At 34.2% G+C, this 24,831-nt stretch carries 28 protein-coding genes; 7 read left to right on the top strand and 21 right to left on the bottom strand.

Translation table 11 applies throughout. The features are described 5' to 3' along the window. Positions 1-3: 3 nt before the first annotated feature. Entirely contained in the window at positions 4-1,239 is a 1,236-nt protein-coding gene (locus tag NAMH_RS03995) for a glutamate-5-semialdehyde dehydrogenase (protein WP_012663626.1), read from the bottom strand. 220 nt (positions 1,240-1,459) lie between these two features. On the opposite strand from NAMH_RS03995, the gene NAMH_RS03990 reads away from it, so the two are divergent. Beyond that, positions 1,460-2,461, top strand: coding sequence for an NAD(P)-binding domain-containing protein (locus NAMH_RS03990; protein ID WP_015902019.1), 1,002 nt, complete (start codon positions 1,460-1,462; stop codon positions 2,459-2,461). A 115-nt stretch (positions 2,462-2,576) separates the two neighbouring features. Beyond that, entirely contained in the window at positions 2,577-3,323 is a 747-nt protein-coding gene (locus tag NAMH_RS03985) for an NAD-dependent deacylase (protein WP_015902731.1), read from the top strand. On the opposite strand, the gene NAMH_RS03980 is transcribed toward NAMH_RS03985, so the two are convergent. After that, positions 3,316-4,212 carry an HNH endonuclease gene (locus NAMH_RS03980; protein WP_012663570.1) on the bottom strand — a complete coding sequence of 299 codons (897 nt, stop codon included), beginning with the start codon at positions 4,210-4,212 and terminating at the stop codon, positions 3,316-3,318. The two genes, NAMH_RS03985 and NAMH_RS03980, sit on opposite strands and share 8 nt — an antisense overlap. Continuing rightward, on the bottom strand, positions 4,212-5,882 hold the full coding sequence (locus tag NAMH_RS03975; protein ID WP_015901976.1) for an ATP-binding protein: 1,671 nt from the start codon (positions 5,880-5,882) through the stop codon (positions 4,212-4,214). The genes NAMH_RS03980 and NAMH_RS03975 overlap by 1 nt, the downstream gene beginning before the upstream one ends. A gap of 119 nt (positions 5,883-6,001) precedes the next feature. On the opposite strand from NAMH_RS03975, the gene NAMH_RS03970 reads away from it, so the two are divergent. Beyond that, positions 6,002-6,271 carry a DUF134 domain-containing protein gene (locus tag NAMH_RS03970; RefSeq protein ID WP_012663794.1) on the top strand — a complete coding sequence of 90 codons (270 nt, stop codon included), beginning with the start codon at positions 6,002-6,004 and terminating at the stop codon, positions 6,269-6,271. A 20-nt stretch (positions 6,272-6,291) separates the two neighbouring features. Further along, the gene (locus NAMH_RS03965) at positions 6,292-6,876 is read left to right on the top strand and encodes a NifB/NifX family molybdenum-iron cluster-binding protein (protein ID WP_015901745.1); all 585 of its coding nucleotides are present in this window, start codon (positions 6,292-6,294) and stop codon (positions 6,874-6,876) included. A gap of 556 nt (positions 6,877-7,432) precedes the next feature. Here NAMH_RS03965 and NAMH_RS03960 read toward each other — a convergent pair. Then, positions 7,433-8,479: an SLAC1 anion channel family protein gene (locus NAMH_RS03960; protein ID WP_015902005.1), complete on the bottom strand. Its 1,047-nt coding sequence runs from the start codon at positions 8,477-8,479 to the stop codon at positions 7,433-7,435. Between the two features lie 173 nt (positions 8,480-8,652). Between NAMH_RS03960 and NAMH_RS03955 the strand changes: the two genes are divergently transcribed. Continuing rightward, positions 8,653-9,000, top strand: coding sequence for a NifB/NifX family molybdenum-iron cluster-binding protein (locus NAMH_RS03955; protein ID WP_012663727.1), 348 nt, complete (start codon positions 8,653-8,655; stop codon positions 8,998-9,000). Here NAMH_RS03955 and NAMH_RS03950 read toward each other — a convergent pair. The 7 genes from NAMH_RS03950 to queC form a co-directional block, all read right to left on the bottom strand. Beyond that, a complete protein-coding gene (locus NAMH_RS03950; protein WP_041361555.1) occupies positions 8,990-9,574 on the bottom strand; it encodes a DedA family protein in 585 nt (194 codons plus the stop codon). The genes NAMH_RS03955 and NAMH_RS03950 overlap by 11 nt on opposite strands. Further along, positions 9,571-10,779, bottom strand: a complete 1,209-nt coding sequence (locus NAMH_RS03945; RefSeq protein ID WP_015902480.1) for an MFS transporter — start codon at positions 10,777-10,779, stop codon at positions 9,571-9,573. Before NAMH_RS03945 ends, NAMH_RS03950 begins: the two co-directional genes overlap by 4 nt. Before the next feature lie 38 nt (positions 10,780-10,817). Beyond that, positions 10,818-12,845: an ATP-dependent helicase gene (locus NAMH_RS03940; RefSeq protein ID WP_012663894.1), complete on the bottom strand. Its 2,028-nt coding sequence runs from the start codon at positions 12,843-12,845 to the stop codon at positions 10,818-10,820. A 61-nt stretch (positions 12,846-12,906) separates the two neighbouring features. Further along, a complete protein-coding gene (fliW, locus tag NAMH_RS03935) occupies positions 12,907-13,269 on the bottom strand; it encodes a flagellar assembly protein FliW (protein ID WP_015902113.1) in 363 nt (120 codons plus the stop codon). Positions 13,270-13,304: 35 nt separating this feature from the next. Further along, positions 13,305-14,510: a cation:proton antiporter gene (locus tag NAMH_RS03930; RefSeq protein WP_012663439.1), complete on the bottom strand. Its 1,206-nt coding sequence runs from the start codon at positions 14,508-14,510 to the stop codon at positions 13,305-13,307. Beyond that, entirely contained in the window at positions 14,510-15,352 is an 843-nt protein-coding gene (gene argB / locus NAMH_RS03925) for an acetylglutamate kinase (RefSeq protein ID WP_015902348.1), read from the bottom strand. The genes NAMH_RS03930 and argB overlap by 1 nt, the downstream gene beginning before the upstream one ends. A 140-nt stretch (positions 15,353-15,492) precedes the next feature. Further along, a complete protein-coding gene (queC, locus tag NAMH_RS03920; RefSeq protein ID WP_012663740.1) occupies positions 15,493-16,161 on the bottom strand; it encodes a 7-cyano-7-deazaguanine synthase QueC in 669 nt (222 codons plus the stop codon). A 172-nt stretch (positions 16,162-16,333) separates the two neighbouring features. Here queC and ybeY point away from each other — a divergent pair, with 172 nt between their 5' ends. Further along, a complete protein-coding gene (ybeY, locus tag NAMH_RS03915) occupies positions 16,334-16,753 on the top strand; it encodes an rRNA maturation RNase YbeY (RefSeq protein WP_015902600.1) in 420 nt (139 codons plus the stop codon). Here ybeY and NAMH_RS03910 read toward each other — a convergent pair. From NAMH_RS03910 to ppk2, 5 genes are read right to left on the bottom strand one after another with little or no spacing between them, the layout of a single operon-like run. Beyond that, complete coding sequence (locus tag NAMH_RS03910; RefSeq protein WP_012663932.1) at positions 16,750-17,982, bottom strand: RNA polymerase factor sigma-54; 1,233 nt, start codon at positions 17,980-17,982, stop codon at positions 16,750-16,752. The two genes, ybeY and NAMH_RS03910, sit on opposite strands and share 4 nt — an antisense overlap. Beyond that, complete coding sequence (lptB, locus tag NAMH_RS03905) at positions 17,979-18,698, bottom strand: LPS export ABC transporter ATP-binding protein (protein WP_015901847.1); 720 nt, start codon at positions 18,696-18,698, stop codon at positions 17,979-17,981. Before lptB ends, NAMH_RS03910 begins: the two co-directional genes overlap by 4 nt. Beyond that, positions 18,686-19,087, bottom strand: coding sequence for a tRNA (adenosine(37)-N6)-threonylcarbamoyltransferase complex ATPase subunit type 1 TsaE (gene tsaE, locus NAMH_RS03900; RefSeq protein WP_015902785.1), 402 nt, complete (start codon positions 19,085-19,087; stop codon positions 18,686-18,688). Before tsaE ends, lptB begins: the two co-directional genes overlap by 13 nt. A gap of 17 nt (positions 19,088-19,104) precedes the next feature. Next, positions 19,105-20,088, bottom strand: a complete 984-nt coding sequence (trpD, locus tag NAMH_RS03895; protein WP_015902164.1) for an anthranilate phosphoribosyltransferase — start codon at positions 20,086-20,088, stop codon at positions 19,105-19,107. Between the two features lie 10 nt (positions 20,089-20,098). Further along, entirely contained in the window at positions 20,099-21,004 is a 906-nt protein-coding gene (gene ppk2, locus NAMH_RS03890; protein WP_015901832.1) for a polyphosphate kinase 2, read from the bottom strand. Positions 21,005-21,067: 63 nt separating this feature from the next. Here ppk2 and NAMH_RS08975 point away from each other — a divergent pair, with 63 nt between their 5' ends. Further along, positions 21,068-21,730: a ParA family protein gene (locus NAMH_RS08975; protein ID WP_012663854.1), complete on the top strand. Its 663-nt coding sequence runs from the start codon at positions 21,068-21,070 to the stop codon at positions 21,728-21,730. Here the strand turns inward: NAMH_RS08975 and NAMH_RS03880 are convergent. Genes NAMH_RS03880 through NAMH_RS03860 form a run of 5 tightly spaced genes read right to left on the bottom strand, consistent with a single transcriptional unit; the run spans position 21,727 to position 24,798 of the window. Continuing rightward, positions 21,727-22,590 (bottom strand): polyprenyl synthetase family protein, encoded by an 864-nt coding sequence (locus tag NAMH_RS03880; RefSeq protein WP_015902083.1) that lies wholly within the window; start codon positions 22,588-22,590, stop codon positions 21,727-21,729. The genes NAMH_RS08975 and NAMH_RS03880 overlap by 4 nt on opposite strands. Next, the gene (locus tag NAMH_RS03875) at positions 22,587-22,970 is read right to left on the bottom strand and encodes a hypothetical protein (protein WP_012663764.1); all 384 of its coding nucleotides are present in this window, start codon (positions 22,968-22,970) and stop codon (positions 22,587-22,589) included. The genes NAMH_RS03880 and NAMH_RS03875 overlap by 4 nt, the downstream gene beginning before the upstream one ends. After that, positions 22,963-23,226 (bottom strand): DUF2018 family protein, encoded by a 264-nt coding sequence (locus NAMH_RS03870; RefSeq protein WP_015902412.1) that lies wholly within the window; start codon positions 23,224-23,226, stop codon positions 22,963-22,965. Before NAMH_RS03870 ends, NAMH_RS03875 begins: the two co-directional genes overlap by 8 nt. Positions 23,227-23,276: 50 nt before the next feature. Then, positions 23,277-23,708: a hypothetical protein gene (locus NAMH_RS03865; RefSeq protein ID WP_012663712.1), complete on the bottom strand. Its 432-nt coding sequence runs from the start codon at positions 23,706-23,708 to the stop codon at positions 23,277-23,279. Further along, a complete protein-coding gene (locus tag NAMH_RS03860) occupies positions 23,689-24,798 on the bottom strand; it encodes an MFS transporter (RefSeq protein ID WP_015902622.1) in 1,110 nt (369 codons plus the stop codon). The genes NAMH_RS03865 and NAMH_RS03860 overlap by 20 nt, the downstream gene beginning before the upstream one ends. Positions 24,799-24,831 lie beyond the last annotated feature (33 nt).

Below are 24,831 nucleotides of genomic sequence, written 5' to 3'. Positions count from 1 at the left end.
CCTTTATTCTCTTATCTGTCCGTTTCCGTAGATTTTATATTTGTATGTTGTTAAATCATCAATACCCATAGGGCCTCTTGCATGAAGTTTGTTTGTTGAAATACCGACTTCCGCTCCAAATCCGAATTCTCCTCCGTCGGTAAATCTCGTGGATGCGTTTACATATACACATGCACTGTCAACCCTGTTTAAAAATTCTTCACTTGCACTGTAATTTTCGGTAATTATCGAATCACTATGCCCTGATCCGTATGTTTGGATATGCTCAATAGCTTCATTTAAATCTCTTACTACTTTTATAGACAGAATTTTATCTAAATATTCCGTATTCCAGTCTTCTTCAGTTGCTTTATTTATATCAATCACCTCAAGGGTTTTTTCACATCCTCTAAGCTCCACGCCTTCTTTTTCCATTTCTGCTTTTAGTTTAGGCAATATTTCATTTTTTACGCTTTCATCTACAAGCAGTGTTTCTACGGCGTTACAGACTCCGGGTCTTTGAACTTTTGCATTTACACTTATTTTAACGGCTTCATCGATATTTGCATCTTTATGTATATAAATGTGGCACAGTCCCTTATCATGTTTAACAACGGGAACTTTTGAGTTTTCACTTACAAATTTAATAAGTTTTTCCCCTCCTCTTGGTATGATCAAATCAACATACTTATCTTCCTGTATCAGTTTATATACGCCCTCTCTTGAGTAATCAGGAAGCAGTGAGACGGCGTCTTTTGGAAGTGAATTTCTTTCAAGCACGTCTCTTAATACATTTATAATAGCTATATTTGAATACATCGCCTCCTTACCGCCTTTTAAAATACATGCGTTACCGCTCATAAAACAAAGCCCCGCCGCGTCACTTGTTACATTTGGTCTGCTTTCGTAAATAATTCCGATTACACCGATAGGGATTTTCACCTTTTCAATTCTAAGTCCATTATCAAGCATCCATCCGTCAATCACTCTTCCGACAGGGTCTTTAAGCGTAGCAATATCACGAAGTGCGTCTGCCATTGACCCTATTCTTTTTTCATCAAGATAAAGTCTGTCAATAAGAGCTGCTGAAAGATTATTTTCATTTGCGTATTTTAAATCTTTTTTATTTTCATTAATTATAAGCGAAGAATTTTGTTCTAACGCTTCAGCCATTTCTTTTAAAATTTTTCTTTTTATTTCACCGTTTAGCGTAGCTGTTACTCTGGAAGCATCTTTTACTTTTCGTAACACTTCTTTCATAATCTTCCTTTTTTATATATTATTTTACCAAATTAAGTAAATAATAACAAAAATAACGTATTTATGGTGAATAAATATTCATTTATACTGTTCGGTATTTATTTAGTTTTTTTTCGTGTTACTTTTTTACACGTTTTTCAATATCGAAAAAGCTAATAAGTTACTTTTTCACTTCTTAATCAAATACGTGCGTTATAATACAAATAAAAAAGGAGCTTTAATGTCTTTAGATAAAGTATTAGACATTGCTATAATCGGAGCAGGACCTGGTGGGATTGCAAGTGCTATAGAAGCAAAATTAGCAGGAATTGATAAAGTATTAGTATTAGAAAAAGCAGACAATCACAGTGATATGATAAGAAAATTCTACAAACCTGGAAAAAGAGTTGATAAAGACTGGCAAGGTAAAAAATTCGAATTTATCGGAAACGTTACATTTGAAGAATGTTCAAAAGAGGAATACCTTGAACAAATGGAGAAAAAAATCCAAGACGCAGGTGTTGCTGACAAATTCAAATACAACCATCACGTATATGCAGTAGAAAAAAATAAAGACGGTCTTTTTGAAATCGGCGCGGATCACGAACTTGGTGTAATTCAAGCTAAAAAAGTAATTATCGCAATCGGAAGAATGGGTAAACCGAATAAACCTGGATACAAATTCCCTGGTAAAATCAGACCAAGACTTAACTTCAACCTTGACAAAGTTCAACCTGGTGAAAAAGTAATGGTAGTTGGTGGTGGTGACACTGCCGGTGAATATGCTTACGGTCTTGTGGATATGGATATCGGGTGTGATGTAACTCTTAACTACAGAAGAGCGGAAATCACAAGAATGAACCCTACTAACAAAGAAATCGTAGAAAGATATATAAAAGAAGGTAAACTTCACTCAAAACTTGGTGTAGACGTTGAAAGCGTTGAGCCATATGAAGAAGACGGTGTAACACCTCCAAGAGTAAAAGTAAACTTCAAAGACGGTACAAGCGAAGTATATGATAGAGTTGTTTATGCACTTGGTGGTACAAGCCCGGTTGATTTCCTTAAAAACAGCGGAATCGAACTAAATGAATGGGGTGAGCCTACTTACAACGAAGAAACTATGGAAAGCAACGTTGAAGGATTATATGTAATCGGTGATGTTGTTACAAGTGCAGGAAGTATCGCACTTGCGTTCAACCATGCATATCTTGCGGTAAAAGATATCGCAAGCAAAAAATAACTTCCTTTTTTCCTTTCTTTTTCTTTAATTTTACATAGTGTCTGTCACTATTTATTTAAACAATATTTTATGATAGAATTACTCATATCAAGAAATCAACATTTAAAGGTATTATATGAGCAACTTATATAATCAAGCCGCAGAACTGATAAAAAACTCCAAAAAAGCAGTAGCGTTTACAGGTGCGGGTATTTCCGTAGAAAGCGGGATTCCTACATTCAGAGGTCCAAATGGACTTTGGAGCAAATATGACCCCAAAATACTCGATATAGACTATTTCACCCTTAATCCGAAAGACGCTTGGGAAAAAATAAAAGAGATCTTTTACGATTATATGCAAAACATAAAACCAAACGACGCACACTATTTTTTAGCCGACCTTGAAAAAGAAAAAATGCTTGAAGCAGTTATAACTCAAAACATCGACAACCTGCACCAGGAAGCCGGAAGCAAAAACGTAATAGAATTTCACGGTACCGCTAAAAATCTTGTGTGTATGAACTGCTTTAAAAAATACGACAAAGATGTAGTTGATTTAAATGATTTACCGCCAGCCTGTCCTAAATGCTGGGGATTATTAAAGCCTAATTTCGTATTCTTTAAAGAACCGATACCAAAAAAAGCACTTGAAAAATCACTCGAACTCGCTCAGGATTGTGATTTAATGCTGGTAATCGGTACAACAGGAGAAATCCAACCCGCAAGCCAGATACCTATTTTGGCAAAAGAAAACGGAGCTAAAATTATTGAAATCAATATCGAACCGTCTAATTACACAAATACTATCACTGATATCTTCCTACAAGACAAAGCCACTGTAGCAAGTAAGAAACTGAAAGAAGAACTAAAAGGAGCTATATAAGTCCCAATTCTTCTGAAATGTCTTTTAAAAATTTGGATAATGGACGTTTGTTTATTTTTTCTTTTTCCACATAATTACAATGAATTAGTCCTTGAATTTCATCTATCGAATTAAAAAGCAATCTTCCGTAATTGTTGTAAAGTTCTTGTATGAAACTTTCAGGATAAATATGTTCTCTCAATAACATTTCACTTATAATATCTTTATGTTCAGCATATAAACCCTCAATATATTCTTTATACCATTCATCCAATGAAGTTTTTTCCTCTATTTCTATTTCTATGAATTTTTCATCGAAAAAAGAATATTTTTTTATATCCTCTTTACTCATTTCATTATTTACAAATTTAAACTTAAACTTAAAGTAATCATCGATATTATCTTTATACGGATAAATTTTAAAACTCTCATCACTCTTTTTTTTATTACAAGTATGACAAATAGGAATCAAATTATAAGGATTCAATGCTAAATATGGATATTTACTTTTAGGAAAATAATGATCTAATTCTATTGTAGTTTTAAGATTATTATTGTTTTCTTTATAATTAAATATATAATTTCTATTACAATAAGGACAAACTTTGATACCTGTAATTTCGACAATTTCCTTTCCCCATTCTCCTCTTAATTTATTATATAAATTATCAATTCTATCTTTTATATTATTAGGAAATGATTTTTCACCAATTGTTGTAGCTAAGGAATGAATATTATCAGAAAATAAAAAATCGTGTATATTTTGGTTTGGAAAAATTTTTTTTAAATACTTTATTACCTCAATGAAATCCTTTTTTAGTTTTTGTGTTTTTTCTGTTTTAAAGACTTTATTATAAACGATGTATCGAAAGTTTTTTATTATATTTTCTTTTTTTAAAATTATTCTCATCAACTTTTTTTCCTTAAAATTTCAATTCTTGCTTTTAAAAGCTCTATTTCTTTTTCTAATTCATCAATTTTGTCAATTTTATCAATTTTATTTAATCTCTTAGAATCAAGCATTCTCTGTAGTTGTTTTCTAATTATTGGCTCACCAATAATATTGATTAATTTTTGAGCTTCATCGTCAGATTTTATTTTAGAATCATCATGATTTAGATATTTAATAACTTCATCAATTTGACTTTTAGCATACTCACCCATAAGCCCGTCTTCCATAAAAAATCCATGAGTCAAAAGAGTATGAATATTAGCTCCAAACGTTTCAATATCAACTTCATTACTAACATTTTTACCATCTTTCATAAAAATGATATTTTCTTTTGGAATGTCTGAAAGAATAAATGGGGAGTGTGTTGATAAAATTAAATGATAAAAGTTTTTTTTATTATGTAATAATTTTAATATTTCATTGATTAAATTTTTAATTAGATTTGGATGTATAAAATTTTCTAACTCATCTAATAAAAATAAATTAAACTTATCTAAAGCATCAAATATTATACTTAATATTAATAAGAAATTTTTTTCTCCTGAACTTAAATCAATATAATTTTTATTATATTTTGTATCGATTAGTTCTATACTTATTAATTCAGAAAAAATATCTTGAAGTAAATTATCATTTAGTATTTTTTTCATCAAATCAATCTCTATTTTTTTATCTTTACTATTATAAACTATTAAAATTTTATTAATAATTTCTTTTAATGAACTACATTTTCTTTGTAAATAATTAAATTCAGGTAATATTTTATTTTTTAAACTATATAAAAAAATATCATCATTAATTTCATTGTCAATCTTAAATTGTTTTAAGAAACAATATAGATATATTACATAATCAATTTTTTTGTTTTCCTTTAGTTCATTATAAAAAATATTATTTTCATTTATTTTTAATAATTCATTTGTAATATCCGAATAATATGATAATATATTCGATAACCTGTAAATAATATATGTCACATCGTAATTATCAAGATAAAAAATATTTGGATTAAAAAAATAATTTTTTATTTTATTTGTTAAAAAATACTTTAAAAGTAAAGAATTAACACTCTTATAAAAATTACGAAAATTAAAAGTTATTCCATTAGTTACTAATAACATTTGCTTATGCAATGGTGAAAAATACTCAAAATTATCTTTTGTTAAAATGTCTGAAACATTGTAAATACTATTATTAGAATTAAAAAAAAGTGATATATCTAAAATATCTGAACTATGTGAGAAAAAAACATTTGATAAATTCTTATTCTCAATTTTTTTACTCACATTTTTCAATATGATTTTAATATTATTTTTTTTATCAATATAAAAAAAATTTTTTTTAGTATCATATAAAATTAAAAAAGTATAATTTTGATATTTTAAAATTTCAAAAACACTACTCTTCCCTGCCCCGTTCTTTCCAACAATTGCAGTTACGTTGATATTATCGGGAAAAATATTAATATAATCTTTTTTCTCTTCTATAATCAGTTCGCTCTTTTCTGCAATTAAATTATCATTTTCATCATATTGGGGTTTAAATTCACACTTAAACCTTGGGGAAAAAGTAAACCCCTGACGTTTTATATTTTTATAATCTTCTATCCATAAATAAACAAGTTCCATTATATTCCTTTTTTAAAACTAAGATAATTATATCAAACAAAAAAAATTACATACCCTATCTTGACATATGTTCAAAAAAGTTGTATAATTTTATTGAGCATATGTTCAAGGAGGTTTAAATGCCAAGAAGAATAAGAAGAAGAATCAGAGGTAATTTTAATAATATCTGTTTTAAACCGTGCGGTGTACCTGCACATTCATTAGATGTAATTACACTTACAAAAGATGAACTTGAAGCTATCAGACTTGCAGATCTCGAAGGGCTGTATCAGGAAGATGCAGCTAATAAAATGGAAGTATCACGTCCGACATTCGGAAGAATACTTAACAACGCAAGGGCTAAAATAGCCGATGCAATCATTAACGGAAAATCATTAGAATTAATATAAAAACTTTTAAGGAGGGTAAAATGAGAATAGCATTTCCAACAAACAACAAAAAAACATTATCACCACATATAGGTCTTGCAAAAGGTTTTTTAGTGGTTGATACCGATACAAACGAAAGATTTTACATCACTAATCCTGTAATGGAAAAAATTCAAGAAGAACATATAAACCTAAAAGATCTTCCGGAAGGTAACAGAGGTCTTGGTACAGGAAGAATAATTCCACCGCTTCTTGCTGAAGCAGGAGTGGATGTTTTAGTAGCAGACGAATTCGGTGAAGGTATGGCAAGAAACCTTCAGGCAGAAGGCATTGCATATTATGAAACAGATAAAAAAGATATTGAAGAAATTTTAAACGATATTAAGGAGGGAGAAATGAGAGAAGTTAATTTTGAACAAAACGAAGAATTTGCAAGAGGTTACGGTTTCGGTAGAGGATATGGCTTTGGCAGAGGCAGAGGTTACGGATACGGATTCGGTAGAGGTCTGGGCTTCGGCCGTGGTATGGGTAGAGGCTTTGGCAGAGGTAGAGGAGCAGGATTCGGAAGAGGCAGAGGTTACGGTTTTGGTAGAGGATTCGGTTTTAGAGGAGGATGGGAAGATTAATTCCTTCCTTTTATTCTTTTTTACTCGCTCCTTTATTAGTGTCTGGCACTATCTCAATTCTCAATTCTCAATTCTCAATTCTCAATTCTCAATTCTCAATTCTCAATTCTCAATTCTCAATTCTCAATTCTCAATTCTCAATTCTCAATTCTCAATTCTCAATTCTCAATTCTCAATTCTCAATTCTCAATTCTCAATTCTCAATTCTCAATTCTCAATTCTCAATTCTCAATTCTCAATTCTCAATTCTCAATTCTCAATTCTCAATTCTCAATTCTCAATTCTCAATTCTCAATTCTCAATTCTCAATTCTCAATTCTCAATTCTCAATTCTCAATTCTCAATTCTCAATTCTCAATTCTCAATTCTCAATTCTCAATTCTCAATTCTCAATTCTCAATTCTCAATTCTCAATGGTTGACGGCTAATTATAATGCCTGACACTAAACAGTTAACTATTAATGACGCTAATTACATTTATATATATTTAATCCTAATTAATCATTCTCCATGTTTCACTTTAAATTATCAAGAAGGCCTTAAGCCTTCTTTTAAATTATTCAGGTACGCAGATTTCTCTTTTTAATGCTGCGATTATTGTTTTATAAGCAACATAAACAATCAATGCTGTAGTAAACCATAAAAGCGCATTTGAAAGATAATAAAATAGTACGTCTTTTTGAATTCCGAAAACATAATCTATTTTCATTATACCTTTTTCAATTGCAACTTTATTTAAGTGATAGTTTAAAATTGACGCAATAGTCATAGCCGCCATCGGGAATGTATATGCCCACCATGTAATCGCATATGGAACTTTTACAAACAGTCTGAACATAAAAAACACTAAAAATGTAAAGAAAAGTCCCACATCATAAAGAAAATGCGCAAAGAAATCAAATAAAATATATTGAGTATGAACAGCTCCACCAGTAATATGCGCAATACCTTCTGCTATTTTAACATAAGAAATAAATCCAACAGCTGCCGGTGCTATAAATATAAATAGTGTCGGTAAAAACTTAGCCGGAAACTGATGATGGAAAATGATTCTGTATAAAACAATCGTAAACAAAATCACCCAGAAAAAGATACCTATTGAAAAATAAAACTGTGCAACTTCTACTCCACCATAATAAACACCTGTAATCGGAACCAATACGTTACCTACGATAGGAATGAACCAAGCTGGGTTACTGTGATGAATTTCAAGGTTTTTAACAATCCAATATCTTATTACATATAATGTAAAGAATAAATGTAACGGTGCACCAATATACCAAAGTATTTTTGATGCGGTAGGCGACATTTTATGTAAAGCAATTGAAAATAATAATAAACATATTGAAATTGCCGGAAAGAAATTAATTCTTATCGGATGTGAAAATTCATGTTTTACAACTTCAGGGTACTTAATAAGTTTAAAAAGATACGTAACAGCAAATACAGTAAATACTGCAATTGCAAAATAAACAAGTGATGTTCCTATAATTTTAGGATATCCGAAAAAATGAGCAGCCTTTTGATATGCAATTGCAAGACCGGTTAAACCCATTACAACCGCAAACAAAGGTGCCGGAAAGTGTTTTAATCTGCTTTCCATTTTAACTCCTTCTTAATTTAATTTTAATTTTGCGGAAGTATAACAGAAATTTATAAACAATCAAGCAATATAAGTAAAATTTATGTTAAAAAAATATTCATAAAATATTTTGACATATGTTTGAAAAGTTATATAATTATGTTGAACATATGACCTTATAAAAAGGAGATTGAATGAAAATCGCTTTTCCTACAAATAATAAAAAAACAATTGCTCAGCATATAGGACTTTCAAAAGGATTTTTAATAGTAGATACAGATACAAATGAAAAAATATATTTAGAAAATCCCGTTATGAAAGAAGTTCAGGAAAAACATATCAAATTAAACGGAGACTGTGGAGAACACGGGCTTGGAACGGGAAGAGTAGTACCTCCAATGCTAAAAGAAGCAGGTGTTGACGCTTTTGTAGGAAGGGAGTTTGGTGAAGGTATGCTTGGTAATCTTGAATATGTAGGTATTAAAACAATCGTAACAGATGAAACAGACATAGACAGTTTTATTAAAAATTTTAAAATTTAACTTTTTTCTTTTTCCAATATACAAAAGTTATGAGAATTAATATTAAAAGTGTTAGTATTGTAATTTCCTTAATGTATTTATGTACCAGTTCCTGATTTTCCCCGATATAATACCCAAGCATTGTAAGTACGACCACCCAGATTCCGGCCCCAAGTGCCGTATAAACGCTAAATTTAACCGGATGCATTTTAGCAAGTCCCGCAGGAAATGAAATATACTGCCTAACACCCGGTATCAGCCTTCCGTTAAAAGTGGAAATCTCACCGTGACGTTCGAAGAATTTCTCAATTTTTTCGAGATGATGTTCTTTTAAAAATCTAAGCACCACTTTTCTTCCAGCACTCTTTGCAATAATATAATTAAACCACGCACCCGCAACTGAACCCAAAATACCGCTTAATATCGCCGCAAAAAGATTCATTTCCCCCTTACTTGCAAGATACCCGGCAGGAACCATCACAATTTCACTCGGAAAAGGGAACAAACTGCTCTCAAGGAACATCATTACAAATATTCCAATATATCCCAAATCCCCTACACTATAAACTATCCAGTTAATAATATCCTGCACTATTCCGCCTTAAGCCTCGTAGCAAAGAAAAGTCCGACTAAAAGCATACAGATTGTAAAAATATATAAAACATTGTATCCGAACTTTTCAAGTATAAATCCTCCCGGAATTGCAAAGAAAAGCCCGATTGACGTAAGGTTATTCTGAAGCGCCACGTATATAGGTCTTTTGTCTTCAGGCGCTATTTCAAAAAGCAGATTCATTCCGCTTATTTTAAACCCGTCCATCGCAAAACCGATTAAGAAAAACACTAAACCGTACATTACTGCATTATTGGCAAAAAATGCAACCACAAATGCAAGTATTACACTTATAAATGAAAATATAATTATTTTTTTATATTGAGGAGCGAGCTTTTTCCATACAAGGTTACCGATAAGAGCTCCGAGCATCTGAACGGTTACAAACCCACCGATAAGCCAACCTGTAAGGTTAATAGTCTGGTTTGCCTTTAAGATTACAAAAGGAAACGCAAATAAAAACGAATAACTGAATAAAATTGTCAGAATCTGAATCTGAAGCGCCTTGTCGGTTTTTAAGAATTTAAACGCGTTTTTTAAAAACTTCCAAAAACTCTCTTCTTTTACCCTGACTTTTTCTTTAACCGGCTCTTTTATGGTTGCAAACGCCAAGAGACCCAGACCTAAAAGAAAAGAGCTGATCATAAAAAGATACGCATAGCTTTTCGGCGGTTCGAAATTGCTCAAAACCCATCCGGCAATCCCTCCGCTTATTATTGAAGCGATTGCGGCAAAAAACTGCCTGTTCGCCATTGATTTGCCGCGTTCTGTTTTATCAAAAATCTTAGCGATTATTTCACTGAAATATATACTTCCGAATCCCGCGGAGAAACTGAATATAAAAAGCCCTATCCCAAACACCCAAAGAGTAAGAGTCGGATTTTTATCTCCTATAAGAAGTATGGCAAGCCCTATCATAAACCAGCTGACAAACCTTGCAAGGAAAACCTTTCGCATATAAGGCATTACTTTTTTATACCCCTGAGCATAAAAAGCCGCAAACAGCTGTACGGCAATGGCACCGCCCCTTAAAAGCGAAGCAAACACACCTACAAGTATAACGCTTTCACTGAAATGATGTACAATAAGCGGTAAAATCGTACTCGGTTCAGCCACTGCCATGGCAACCGCCAGGAAAAATCCGTGAAGAATGTTTTTTATATTGTTTTCTTTATAATTAGGTGACAAGGAAGTCCTTTTTGAAGCGAATTGTAGCATATATTGAATTATTTTTCGGCTACTTTATACCCCGCTTCACTCAAAAACCTGCTCGGTTCATAACTCATATTTCTGATACGGTCGTTTTTTGCAAGGCACAAAAAGAGCCTGTCTTTAGCCCTTGTAACCGCCACATAAAAAAGACGCCTTTCTTCTTCGATTCCTCCTGCAGGTTTTGAGAGTTTGATATTAGGAAACCTTTTTTCCATCAGGTCCACAAGATACACTTCTTTAAATTCAAGCCCCTTGCTCGCGTGAACCGTCAGCAAATTAACCCCTCTTCCCTCACTCATCTCATTCGCTCCCAAAACCATTGCATTTAAAAACTTCTCAAGATCACTGTAATTTTTCAAAAGATTCCCTAAAACCTTCACTTTGTTCTCTATTTTTTCAAGCGCTTCATGGTATCTCTCTTCCACTATTTTGCCGTTTTTGTCTTTGGCTCTTTCTTTTGCAATATTTGAGATGATGTGTTTGAATGTTTTACTCTCAATTATTTCATTATATACCGACATCGGGTTTTTGAGTTTGTTTACCCTTTTTATGAGTTTATAAAAGTTATATAAAAATTCCCCGCCTTCTACGGAAAGTTTCGGGTGTTTGAGTATCGGGTTTGCCAAAAACACTTCATCCATTCCCACACTTTTAAACTTACTCACACTTCCAAGCTGTGTAAAATCATCAAAGAGTCCTAACTGATAAGAGGTTTTTTTCTTATTAAAAACTTTTTTGCTTAAATCCGGATTTAAAAACCCTTTTTTAGGATCACCGTCTCCCAAAGTCATAAGAGCCTCGAATATTTCATTGGCTATAGCGCTTCCCACGCCTTTAGCATGCTCGAATATATGAATAAAAGCCATTATATCTTTAGGATTAACCATAAACGTCAAAAGATCCAATGTAATCTTAATTTCCCTTGAATCAAAAAAGCTCACCCCTCCTTTTCTTCTGCACTCAATCCCTTTTTCCCTAAGCATAGCTTCAATGGCGTCGGCACTTGAATTGTTTCTGAAAAGTACGGCAATCTCATCTCTGGGGGTGAGTGAGTTTAATATTCTGTTTGCAACGTCTCTGTATTCTTCAAACGTATCGTTATAATAAAGCACTTTTGGCCACTCGCCAGAAAACCCTCTTGTTACTTCAAGGCTTTTGGGATAAATTCTCGGGTTGTTGGCTATTACCTTGTTTGCTATTTCAAGTATTTCACCGTAGCTTCTGTAGTTTTTCTTAAGAGTAAAAACATTCGCATCCGCGTAGCGCTTGTCAAACGTGGAAATAATACTGATATCCGCACCGTTAAATGCGTAAATGCTCTGATCGTAATCCCCGACACAAAAAAGAGAAGTCTGTTTTATGTTTTCAATAAGTTCGTTTTGAAGAGGGTTCGTATCCTGATACTCATCAACCAAAACTTCTTTAAAAGGAACTTCGATTCCATTTTTGAGCTCTTCTATCATCCTGATAAGCAATGAGTTAAAATCAACAAGTCCGTGTGCTCTTTTTATTTCTTCATACTCGTCAAATATACTCTCATATACCAAAATATACTCTTCCTGAAGCGGAGCCCTTTCAGTCAGCCATTCTCCGAAATCGGAAACGTTTGAATTTAAAAACAGCGAATACAGATCAAACAGATAATTAGCACTGTAAGGCTTCTCTTCGCCTCTTAGTCTTAAAAAATCCCTTTTGTCATAAATGGACCTGAAAAGAATCTTCAAGTCTTTCGGCTGTTTAAGGACAATGTTTTTATTCAGTTTTTTAAGCCACCTGTAACTTACCGCATGAAACGTTCCGGCCTCAATATTTCTGGCACTCGGAAGCACTCCTGCCACACGCTCTTTCATCTCCTGAGCGGCTTTGTTGGTAAAAGTTAGCAGCAGTATTTCTTCAGGTTTAATGCCTTCTTCTAAAAGATATGCGATTCTTCCGACAATTGTGGATGTTTTCCCGGTACCCGCACTTGCTATGACAAGATTGTGTCCAAGAGGCGCCGTGGCGGCTTGTAATTGTTCTTTGTTCAGACGTGAAAGCGGCAACATTGTTCCTTTGAAAATTTTTGGAGTGTAATTTTATCGAAGAAAAAAGAAAAAAAAGAAACTATTTAATAAAATCCCCGAGTTTTGCAAACTTTTCCTCACCTAATACTACTTGAGCACATGTGTTATTGTCAAGGTTAAATAAAAATGGTGCTTTAAAATTTACAACGGATTCTGTTACAGGATCTTTCATAACAATATTGTTATAAACTTCAATATTAGAGTTTTCGTTGATATCAAGAAGTGCTTTTACATCCGCCGGTACGTCAAAAGAGTATTCTCTAAGTACAAAAGGATTAATAAGCGAAAAAAGAGCTCTTCCTTCATTATCTTTCAAAACTGCAATAGACTCATCTACTTTACTTAATTCCACCTCATTTACATTTTCAAACCCCGGTATCGGCTTTTTAACCGTAAATTTCATACTTTCTCCTTTATGATTTTTTTTATTGTAACATATTATTTTTTAAGATATATCGGTTTGTACCATTTTAACAATAAAGGCACCGAAATATTAAGTAAAAACGTTGTAAACATTAAAATATAAAACTCTTCTTGCGTAATCAGATGATTCTGTACAAAAGCAATATTTATTACAATAAACGCAAGCTCCGCCCTTCCGAGCATCCCGAATCCTATTAAAACCGAATCTTTAGTCGAATACCCTCCTGTATATTTGGCAGCACCCGCCGCGGAGATTATCTGTAAAATAAGCACACTTAAAAAGAGTGTCAGTGTCGGTAAAATAACCTGCTGAAGCACTCCCAAATCAAATAAAATCTTCCCGCCTAAAAGTATAAAAAATACAGGGCCAAACACAGTGTAGGCCATAACGGATGTTATTTTTTCAACTTCTTTTGCTCGATTTTGATTACCTACTCCGAAATATTCAGCTTTTAGTATCAGTCCTGCAAAATAAGCACCTATTGCCGGATGAAACCCAAGCGCATGAGCTACGCTTCCAAATAAAAACACAAGAATAAATACCCCAAGTACTGCATAATGCCCTTTATTAACAACAAACAGATATCTTATCCCTCTTTTGTGAGGCACTATAAACTTACCTACAAGAAATACAAATCCGAAAAACAGTACAACATCAAGAAGAGTTCTTAAAAGTTTCGCGGTATCGATATTAAGCTCACCCTTACCGCCTCCGCTCAATATAATAGGAAGCAGTACCGCTACACCTATAAGACTTAATACATCATCAACAACCGCACTTGTCATAATCCCTGTAGCCGCAGGCGTTTTTTCGAGCCCGAGGGATTTTAGGCTAACCATTGTAAGCGAAACGGCGGTTGCCGTCATGGTGAGTCCCCAGATAAGCGACGAGGTTGTGGAAAAGCCGAATATTTTAGCACTGAAATAACCCGCTAAAAACGGAAATATCGCACCTATTATTGCAATACCCCACGCTTTTTTAACACCTTTTAAAAAGTTACTAAGATCCTCTTCAAACCCGAGTGCGAACATTACGAGTATAATTCCTATCTCTCCCAAAAACTCAAGTCTGTGATCCCCGCTGAAAAGCCCTATGTTTCCAAGTACCGCACCGTAGATTATAAACCATAAAACATCAACCGTATTTGTTTTTTTGGCTGTTATTTTAGCCGCAAATACAGTTAGAAAAAGTATAAAAAGCTCGGTCCATATATAATGCATCAGCTTTCCTTGATTTCTGTCCCGATACCTTCGCTTGTAAGGAGTTCGAGTAAAATTGAGTGTTCTATTCTTCCGTCAATAATATGCGCTTTTTCAACACCTCTTTCAACTGCCCTTAGTGCCGCATCAACTTTCGGAATCATACCTCCGGCAATCGTTCCGTCTTGTTTTAGCTTTTCAATCTCTTCTTTTGTAAGAGAACTGATAAGGTTTTTGCCTTTATCAAGCACTCCCGGAGTGTCTGTTAAAAAGATCACTCTTTTAGCGTCGATTGCAGCAGCTATTTCACTTGCTGCAGTATCGGCGTTTATGTTGTATCCGGGATGCGTCGCGCTGTCTCCTGCAGCTATCGGCGCAATTACCGGAATGAGGCTTTCACTTAAAAGTTTATTTACAAACACTCCGTCAATAGACGTAATTTCACCCGTATAACCCACAAGGGATTTCGCTTTCATAAAGCTCATATCTTTTCCGTTGATACCTATTGCTTTTGCCCCGTGCTGGTTTAGCATGTTAACGATTTCTTTATTTATCTCCCCGCTTAGTACCATTTCCGCTATTTTAATAGATTCGGCAGTAGTTACCCTGACACCGTCTTTAAATTCGGTTTTGACATTCAAAGCAGTCAGTATTTCGGTAATTCTTTTACCCCCGCCGTGAACGATTACAGGTTTGATCCCGACCATGTAAAGCATTAAAATATCTATCGCAAAACTCTCTTTCAGTCTCTCGTCAATCTGTGCACTTCCCCCGTATTTTATAACTATCGTTTTTCCGTAAAATTTTCTTATAAACGGAAGCGAGTCAAGAAGGGTTTTAACGGTTTCTATCTTCTTTTGCATGCCTGTCCTTTTTTGTAATTGATATATTTATTTTTTTATTATAAGATTTTAACATAACTGTCCGAACATTAAATAATTCAAACACACTTTAATATTTTTATTACCTGCTTTTATTTATAACTAATCAAATTAACATAATATTATTTCTGTTTATATGGTATCCTATCTTCAATACCCGCTTTTTCAAAGCCTTTAAGCCTTAATCTGCAGCTATCGCACACCCCGCACGCTTCATCTTCATTCTTATAACAGCTCCAAGTAAGATGAAGGGGTACGTTGTATTTTACCGCCGTTTTTACTATATCTTCTTTTTTTAGATGTACAAGCGGCGTTTTGATTTCAATGTTTGTTTCCGGTTTGGTACCTGAATTGACAGCCTTTTGCATATTCTGAATAAAATCTTCCGTACAGTCCGGATATCCGCTTGAATCCTCTTCAACCACACCTATATATATCGCTTCGGCACCCTCTTTTTCTGCAACCGCAGCGGCGATTGAGAGAAAAATTCCGTTTCTAAAAGGCACATATGTCACAGGAATCCCGGGCTTGACACCGTCAACCGGCACATCGATATTTTCATCTACAAGCGCACTTGCACCTATCTGCTTAAAAAACGGTATGTCGATTATGTATCTGTTATCCAGATTTAGATAATCACATATATCGTTAAAGGCTTTAAGCTCTCTTTTTTCCGTTCTCTGTGAGTAATTAAAATGAACAGGTATTATTTCATACCCTTCGCTTTTCGCTATAAATGCGGCGGTTGTGGAATCCATACCTCCGCTTAATATTACTACCGCTTTTTTCATTTGCCGCCTTTTTTTGAATTTTGTATAAAATCATTTTGAGAAAACATCTGCAACGTCACGGTCGAAATCTATGATTTCGGGTACCGTAGTGAAGCCGTTTGAAAAAAATAATTTTATGAAAAATTTTTAATCAATAATTTTTTATTATAATTTTACTAAAAAAGGCTATTTAATGATAGATTTCGACAACAGAACGGACTATGAATTTGACATAAACAAACTAAACGATATTTACAATCTGCTTACAGACAAAGATATAGAGCTGATTTTAACAGACGATGAAGAAATAAAAGAACTAAACAGTCAGTTTAGAAACAAAGACAAAGCCACAGACGTACTAAGTTTCCCTCTCGAAGCCATGCCCGGAATGCCGCTTGGAAGTATAGTAATCTCAATCGACACGGCAAAAAAAGGTGCAGAAGAGTTCGGACACAGCGTGGATGATGAAATCAGACTTCTTTTTCTTCACGGACTTTTGCATCTATTGGGATACGACCATGAAACGGACAACGGAGAAATGAGAGCCAAAGAAGAGGAAATTATCAAAAAACTAAACCTTCCTTCAAGTCTGATTGTAAGAAACGAAGACTAAAAACTAATCTCCCCGCCCACTTTATAAATCCTTTTTCTCTCCCTGCTGGTAGGAATTTTGAGCTGGTCTCTGTATTTTGAGATGGTTCTTCTAACCAGATTGAGATTATATTTTTGATTTATTATTTCTGTGAGTTTATCGTCGCTTAGAGGTTTGTTTTTATCTTCGTTTTTAATGAGGTTTTTGATTTCTTCTTTTATCTGGTTGGATGATGTATCCTCATCAAGGGCTATTGAAAAGAAATTCTTAAGAGGAATTATACCCCTGTCGCAAAGCAGGTATTTGTTTGAAATGGCACGGCTGATAGTCGAAGGGGCATATTCAAGCTCGTCTGCGAGGTCTTTTATTTTCATAGGTTTGATTACGCCGCCCTGGAAAAATTCATACTGCAGTTCCACAATCATAAGCGCAATTTTTTTAAGTGTCGCTTTTCTCATCTCAAGCGCATCTACGATGTTTCTTGCCTCTTTGAATTTCTCTTTTGAAAAACTGTTTTTGTTTTCCGGATCTTTTACGTTTATTTCCGGATAATGCTCGTCGTTTATTCTGATTTCAAGCTGACCGTCGATATTTAAAACTATTATTTCGGGAATAATCTCTTCATCTTTAATATATTCCATTGCGGGGACTACGTTTAACTGTTTTATGATTTTCATAGCCTCTTTATATTTCGGCTCGTTTACGAATTTGTCTATATTTTCAAGATACGTAATCATCTCACTTGCAAGTTTATACACATCTTCGGGCATATCTATGTTTTGCAGCTGGAATATCATACACTCTTTCAGATCTTTCGCCCCCACGCCTGCAGGATTCAGATACATAAACCTCTCTCTAACCCTTTTTACCTTCTCTTCATCCACCCCGAGTCTTTTTGCAATTTCTTTTTCATCACCTTCAAAAAAACCTTCGTTATTTATATCTTCGATAATTTCAAGCGCAATATCCTTAGAACGCTTGGTCGGAAAAAGATTCGAATCCTCAATCTGTTTTAAGAGCGATTCATAAAGAGTCTCTTCACTAAGTGTCAATGCTTCTATTTCATCCGCATTTGCGTTTTTAAGGTTACTGACCGTTACAAACCTTTTGTTTCTGACTTCAATGTAGGGATTTTCTTTACTGATTTCTTTAATCTCTTCAAAAAGCTCATCGACTCCGGCTTTTAAAATAGGCAAAAACCCTAACAGTTTCGTTGAAAGTTTGTTTGTAATTTTTGTTTTGAGTTTCATAGCTTGAAATCTTCTCCAAGATAAGATTTTTTAACTTCAGGGTGGTTTACAATATGCTCAGCATCACCCTCTGTGAGTATCATACCTTCTTTAAGCACATACGCCCTGTGGCATATTGAAAGCGTTTCCCTTACATTGTGATCGGTAATAATCACTCCGATGTTTTCTTTGGCAAGAAGTTCGACAAGATGTTTGATATCGCTGACATTCACCGGGTCAACCCCCGCAAAAGGCTCATCCAAAAACAAAAACTTAGGGCTCGGAACAAGCGCCCTTGCAATCTCAACCCTTCTTCTCTCACCACCGCTTAAATTGATACCTTTTCTTTTACGGATAGGCTCGATATTGAACTTTTCAAGCAAATCTTCAACTATTTCGTTTTGCTTTTTTTTGTCGTAATACTGCTCGGCTACGATATAGAGGTTGTCTTCTACGCTTAAATCCCTGAATACCGAACTCTCCTGTGGAAGATACCCGATTCCGAGTCTTGCTTTTTTGTGAAGCGGCAGTTTCGTGATATCTTTACCGTCTAATGTAACACTCCCCTCATCCGGCTGCAACAGTCCGCAAATAAGGTAAAAAGAGGTTGTTTTCCCGGCACCGTTCGGACCTAAAAGCCCCACAACCTCACCTCTTCTTACATTAAGTGAAACACCTTTTATTATCAGTGTTTTTTTAAATGCTTTTTTTAGATCTTTTGCTTCTAAGACTGACATTCAAATATCCTTTTCGCACCCTCTGCCGTAATAGTTATTTTTAAATACTCAAAACCGTATGTTTTTAATATATCTTCCAAATCTTCTCCCCATTCGATAAAATGAAACCCGTTTCTTTCAAGCTCTTCAAGCATCCCGAGAGCCAAAAACTCATCAACGCCTTTGTTGTAAAGATCATAATGAAAAACAGTATCGTCATATACGTTTTGTATCGCAAACGTGGGGGAAGTCACCTCGTCTTTCAGCCCGAGGCTTTTTACGAATTCCTTAACAAGCGTCGTTTTCCCACTTCCGAGCGTACCGCTTAAAATCACTATGTTTTTGTCGCTCTTTTTTATACATTCCGCAACTTTGCTTAGTTCTTCTAAACTGTTAACCTCAATTCTCAATTCTGCATTCTCCATTCTCAATTAAGTTTATTGCTGATTTGAATAATTTTCTCAAGATGTTTTATCGCCCTGCCGCTGTCTATAACTTCGGCCGCCGTTTTAATCCCGTCTTCAATAGAATTAACCTTACCGTCAACAAACAGTGCCGCCCCGGCGTTTAATAGTACGGCGTTTCTTTTATCATCCCTGATTTCTCCGCTTAATATTCCTTTTGTGATTTCGGCGTTTTCTTTCGCATCACCGCCTATCAGGTTTTCTTTTTTGCCCTTAAGCCCGAACGCTTCAGGTCTTATTTCCAAGTCTTTAAGATTCACTCCGTTAAAATATATTGCTTTCGTAGGCGCTTCTACACTTATTTCATCCATTCCGTCAAGACTGCTTACAACCATTGCGCTTTTTACATCCATAAGTGCAAGCGCGCTTGCTATTTTTTCAACAAAATCGGGTGAAAAGACCCCAAGCAGATATTTTCTCGCCCCGGCCGGGTTTGTAAGAGGTCCTAAAATATTGAATATCGTCCTATGGCTAAGTGATTTTCTAATCGGCATAATATATTTCATAGCCGGATGATGATTGATCGCAAATATAAAAGTAAAACCGGTTTCCTCAAGCATTTTCACCTGGTTTTCAGGACTCAAATTCAGATTGATTCCGAGTGCTTCAAGCATATCCGCACTTCCGGATTTGCTTGTAATGCTTCTGTTTCCGTGTTTTGCCACATAGCTTCCTGCTGCTGCTAAAAGCAAAGCGGTTGTTGAAGAAATGTTAAAACTATGACTTTTATCACCGCCCGTTCCGACTATGTCTATAAGCTTATCTCTTAATTCTTCACTTACAGGAAGTTTAATGCTGTGCTCTCTCATTACATCAGCTGCTGCGGCAATTTCCGCCGCTTCTTCGCCTTTTTCGTATAGACTTACAAGCAGTTCTTTTGCTTCAACTTCGCTCATTTCGTTATTAAAAAGTTTTTCAAATTTTTCTTTTGCTTCAGCATATGTCATATATATCTCCTTAACTTACAAATTTTCCACTTCTGATTCTATCTGCTTCCATTATTTCAATTTCTCTTGCCCCACTTACCACTATTCCTTCATCCGGAACATAATCAAGCTCTTCGTTTCTGTCCGGATAATCTACCGCGTTTAAAATTACCTTCATTGCATTAAGTCTTGCTAAATGTTTATTATCACTTCTGATAACCGTCCATGGTGCAAAATGCGTATGGGTGGCTTTTAGCATTTTATATTTCATTTCGGTAAATTCGTCCCATTTATCCTGTGCTTGTAGGTCTATTTCGCTTAGTTTCCACTGCCTCAAAGGGTCTCTTCTTCTTTTTTCGAATCTTTTTGCCTGTTCTTCTTTTGAAATTGAAAGATAAATTTTTACAAGAATTGACCCTTCCATTACAAGTGATTTTTCAAACATAGGAACTTCTTGCATAAACGTCTCATACTGCTCAGGTGTGCAAAAACCAAAAACCGGCTCAACCATTGCGCGGTTGTACCAGCTTCTGTCAAAAAGCACCACTTCACCTCCGTGAGGAAGCTGTTCTACGTATCTTTGAAAATACCACTGGGTTTTTTGAACGTCGCTTGGTTTTCCGAGTGCCACGACTCTATAGTGTTTTTCGTTCATATATCTTACGATTCTTCTGATTGTTCCACCCTTACCGGCGGCATCACGCCCTTCGAATAAAACTATCATTCTTTTTTGATTGTCTTCAAGATACTTTTGAAGCTTTATAAGTTCAGCCTGATAAGGTTTAAGCTCCTGTTCTTGCAGATATTTTCTTATTGCTTTTTTATTGACTCTTTTTAAATCAATATATTCATTGATCAAATCATTCAAAGGCATTTTTTTATTACCTACCAAAACATACTCGGGATTTTGTAGTTCGTTAATATTTATCTCTTTCATTTGAAACTCCGCACTCTTTTTGATATTATATCAAAATAATGAACGCTAAAAAACGGAGATTTGATGATAATATCGTTATATAATATAAAAGGCGGGGTAGGTAAAACATCAACCTCCATAAACCTTGTAAGTGTTGCTTCAAAAAAAGGCAAAACCCTGCTTTGGGATTTGGATATTCAGGGTGCCAGCAGTTATTTTTTTAATAAAAAACCGAAAAAAAGATATATTTTCCAAAAACCTATCGAAAAAATCATAAAATCAACCCAATACGAAAATATTGACATAATCCCGGCCGATATAAAACTTGAAAAATACAAAAACGAAATGAAAGAACTGCTAAGTATTTTAAGAAATAGATATGATTTCATCATAATGGACGCACCAGCGAGTTTAAATGCTCTTACAAGAGATTTACTAAAGCATTCTGATATTATTCTTGTGCCGGTACTTCCAAATATATTATCACTCAGAACTTACAATCAAATATTAAAAACAAAACTTGCCAAAAACATAAAACTTTTTGTAAACGGCTTTGAAAATAAACCTGCCCATAAAAAAATAATCCAAACAATTCTCAAACTTCCAAAATCCCAATATCTTAAAACATATATTCCAAAAAGCGACCTTATTGAGTCGATGCCGTTTGAGAAAATGAGTGTTGTAGAAAGATTTCCCGAAAGCCGGGAAGCGAAAGTTTATGAAAAAATGTTTGAAGAAATAATTTAGAACTTTCTGTCGATTACTTTATTTGCAATTACTTCAAGTGCCGGAATGTTGTAAATTTTTATTGCATTTACTGCGGATTCAATCAATTCTTTTGCTTCGTTGTAACATTTTTCGATTATTCCGTGTTCTTGCATTTTATTTCTTATCCATTCTATTTCATGTTTTTGCAGTTTTTTTCTGTAAAGATTCATTAATTTTTCTTTATCATCTTCTTCCAAAACTTCAAATAGATATATATAAGGAAGAGTAGTTTTACCTTCATAATAATCATGCATAGAAGGTTTACCGAGAGTCTCTTCATCTTGTGTTATATCTAAAAGATCATCGATTATCTGAAACGCAATTCCGATATTTTTCCCGTATGTCGCAAATTTGTTTCTGTCAAGCCCGGCGCTTATAGCTCCTGCGGCACATGCAGCTTCGATTAAAGATGCCGTTTTTTTATAAATCATTTGCATATATTTATCTTTATCAAGGTTTATAGAATTTGAAAGTTTTACGTCCTCAAGTTCTCCTTGAGAGAGCAGATAAACCGCATTTGAAACCGTTTTTGCAATATCTTTTCCAAAATCTATAAGTTCGTAAAAAGCACGTGAATATACAATATCTCCAAGCATAACGGCAGTATGGTCACCGTATTTTGCGTTTATCGAAGCCGCTCCCCTTCTTGTGTCCGCTTCATCTATTACATCGTCGTGAAGCAAGCTTGCAAGATGAATAGATTCTACAACAGCCGCAAGTTTTTGAGCGTTAGGGTCTATTATGGTTATAAGTTTTCCACGGATTCCTTTTCCTTTTTGAATGTCTTTATATTCTTCAAATTCATTAAACATCTCATCCATTATGTCAAAATAGTTCATTTTTTACCTTTATAATCAACTTTTACCCCTGCCCCGTTTTTCAAATATATATCAAATGTTGCTATTTTACCATTAAAATCTTTAAATTCTATATAAAAATACGGATATTTTTCAGGTATTTTGGCAATGGGTATTTTAAATGTATTCAAAGGGGGGTCTTTATAAAGAGTAATCTGTCTCGGAAAATCGTCATATCTGTACAATACCGTCAATATATCGTTTATAAAAAGAGTCCATCTGAGTTTTAACGGATATACTTTTTTCAAGTAATATACGTCGAAATTTATTGTTTCATCTTTTTTAAGCTCAATCGTGTGAGGAAAATTCCAAAATTCGGCAAATAAAAAAAGAGGGAAAAAAAGTATAAAAAATTTATTCATTTTTAGTTAAAATATTTGACATTGTGTGAATATATAAATCCGTTTCAACAGCTTCAAGGTCACCTGAGCGTGTAAAAACTATTTCGTTTATTTTCTGATCAACTTCATCACCGAGACATTCTTCAGCTATTATTTCAAGTGCTGCAAGTCTTTTAAACACATCTTCAAGTTCTTCTATTACGAGATTTTTATTGGCATGGTATACAATCTCAAAAAATTTGTCCTTAGGACTTTTATTTTCATCGAACCAATCCATGGATTCTCCTTTTTTGCTGCAATTTATCATAAAATAATTTTTTTTGCAAGTTAAACAAGGGCTTTTAACCTCTCTTCAATTTCCGCTATTTCGTTTTCACTCAGTTCGGATTCTATGTTTTGTATAAAAAGACCCTTTTCCTTTTTCAGATATGCCCTGAAAATTTCATCAAAATCGTCAAATTTTAAAAATGCATCCATTGAATTTTCCTGTGCTTTATAAATCATGAAATCAAGCATTCTAAAAAGCATATCCCTTACAAGCATGTTCTCTTTAACCAGATACTCGGTTTTAGGATTTGTTCCTACCGAATGAATTTGCAGATTAAAATGGTATTCAAGCTCCTCTTTCATCTCTTTTGCAAGATCTTTAAGCTCTTCAAAAAAAGCATTTTGCCCGGGAATGAAATTTTCCCTTAAAAAATCCATTTTTTTATAAATTTCTTTTAAATCTTTTTGATGTTCAATTATCGGTTCTAACATACGCCCTCCATAAAAGCAAGCTTAAAAGCATTCCGAAAACCGTAAAACAAACGGCAGTGTCAAATCCGAAACGCTTCCATATTATTCCCGTAATTATACTACCAATCCCACCCAAAACAGCAACAATAAAATAAAAAACACCGTAAACGGTTGCGGTATTGTAAGCTTTTTTTGAAATCATTATCCTGAAATAATTAAAAAACCCGACCAAAAACAACCCTTCAAACATAAACGCGCCGGTAACAAACCCGAAATACAGCGTTATTACGGCCAGTATATGAAAGACAATCAAAAAATAATAAAATTTTTCGTTGAGTTTTTCAATCAAAAGCCCGAAAGGATAACTGAAAAGAGTCTCTGTTGCATTCATCAGCACTACAAAAAGAGGAATGTAAATAAACTCAAAACTTTCTTTTGCTTTGATAAGAAAATAACTTTCACTAATTACAAAAAGCAATATTAAATTTGAAATTAAAAGCTGCTTAACAAAATCTTTATCTTTTTGCAGGTCAAATTTATAATCTCTTTTCGTTTTCACATCTTTTATAAAAAAACTGAGTATTATTGCCATAAATCCGGGAAATACTGTCATCAAAAAAATATTTCTGAAAGTTTCTTCATTTGCAGAATAAACATAAAACATTAAAAACACGATCAATGCCCCACTCATTTCACCCGCAACATCAAGCATTTTATGAATTCCGAAAATTTTTCCTTTTTCTTTGCCGTAAGCACTTAAAAGTGCGTCTTTGGGAGCACTCCTCATGGCTTTTGCAAATCTGTCAAGACTTCTGAAAACAGCCACATGCTGCCAGGACGTGGCAAAATAAAAAAGAGGTTTAGATACGGCCGATATAATATATCCGGTAAGTGCCAAAGGCTTTCTTACTCCGTATTTATCACTTAAAATACCGAAAATCACCCGGAAAAAATACGATACAAACGTAGCAATTCCTATTACAAATCCTAATTTATCAACTCCGTTTTTTAAAACATAAACCAAAAAAAGAGGAAAAGTAGTGGTTATCATGGCACTCGCCATGTCGGTAAAAAAACTGACAAATCCTAAAATCAAAACTTCTTTTTTCATACTGTCTCCAGCCCGGAAGGGCTTAATTATTAG

It is taken from the genome of Nautilia profundicola AmH (assembly GCF_000021725.1).
In the GTDB taxonomy this organism is placed as follows: Bacteria; Campylobacterota; Campylobacteria; order Campylobacterales; family Nautiliaceae; genus Nautilia; species Nautilia profundicola.
This window is presented reverse-complemented; position numbering and strand designations above follow the sequence as displayed.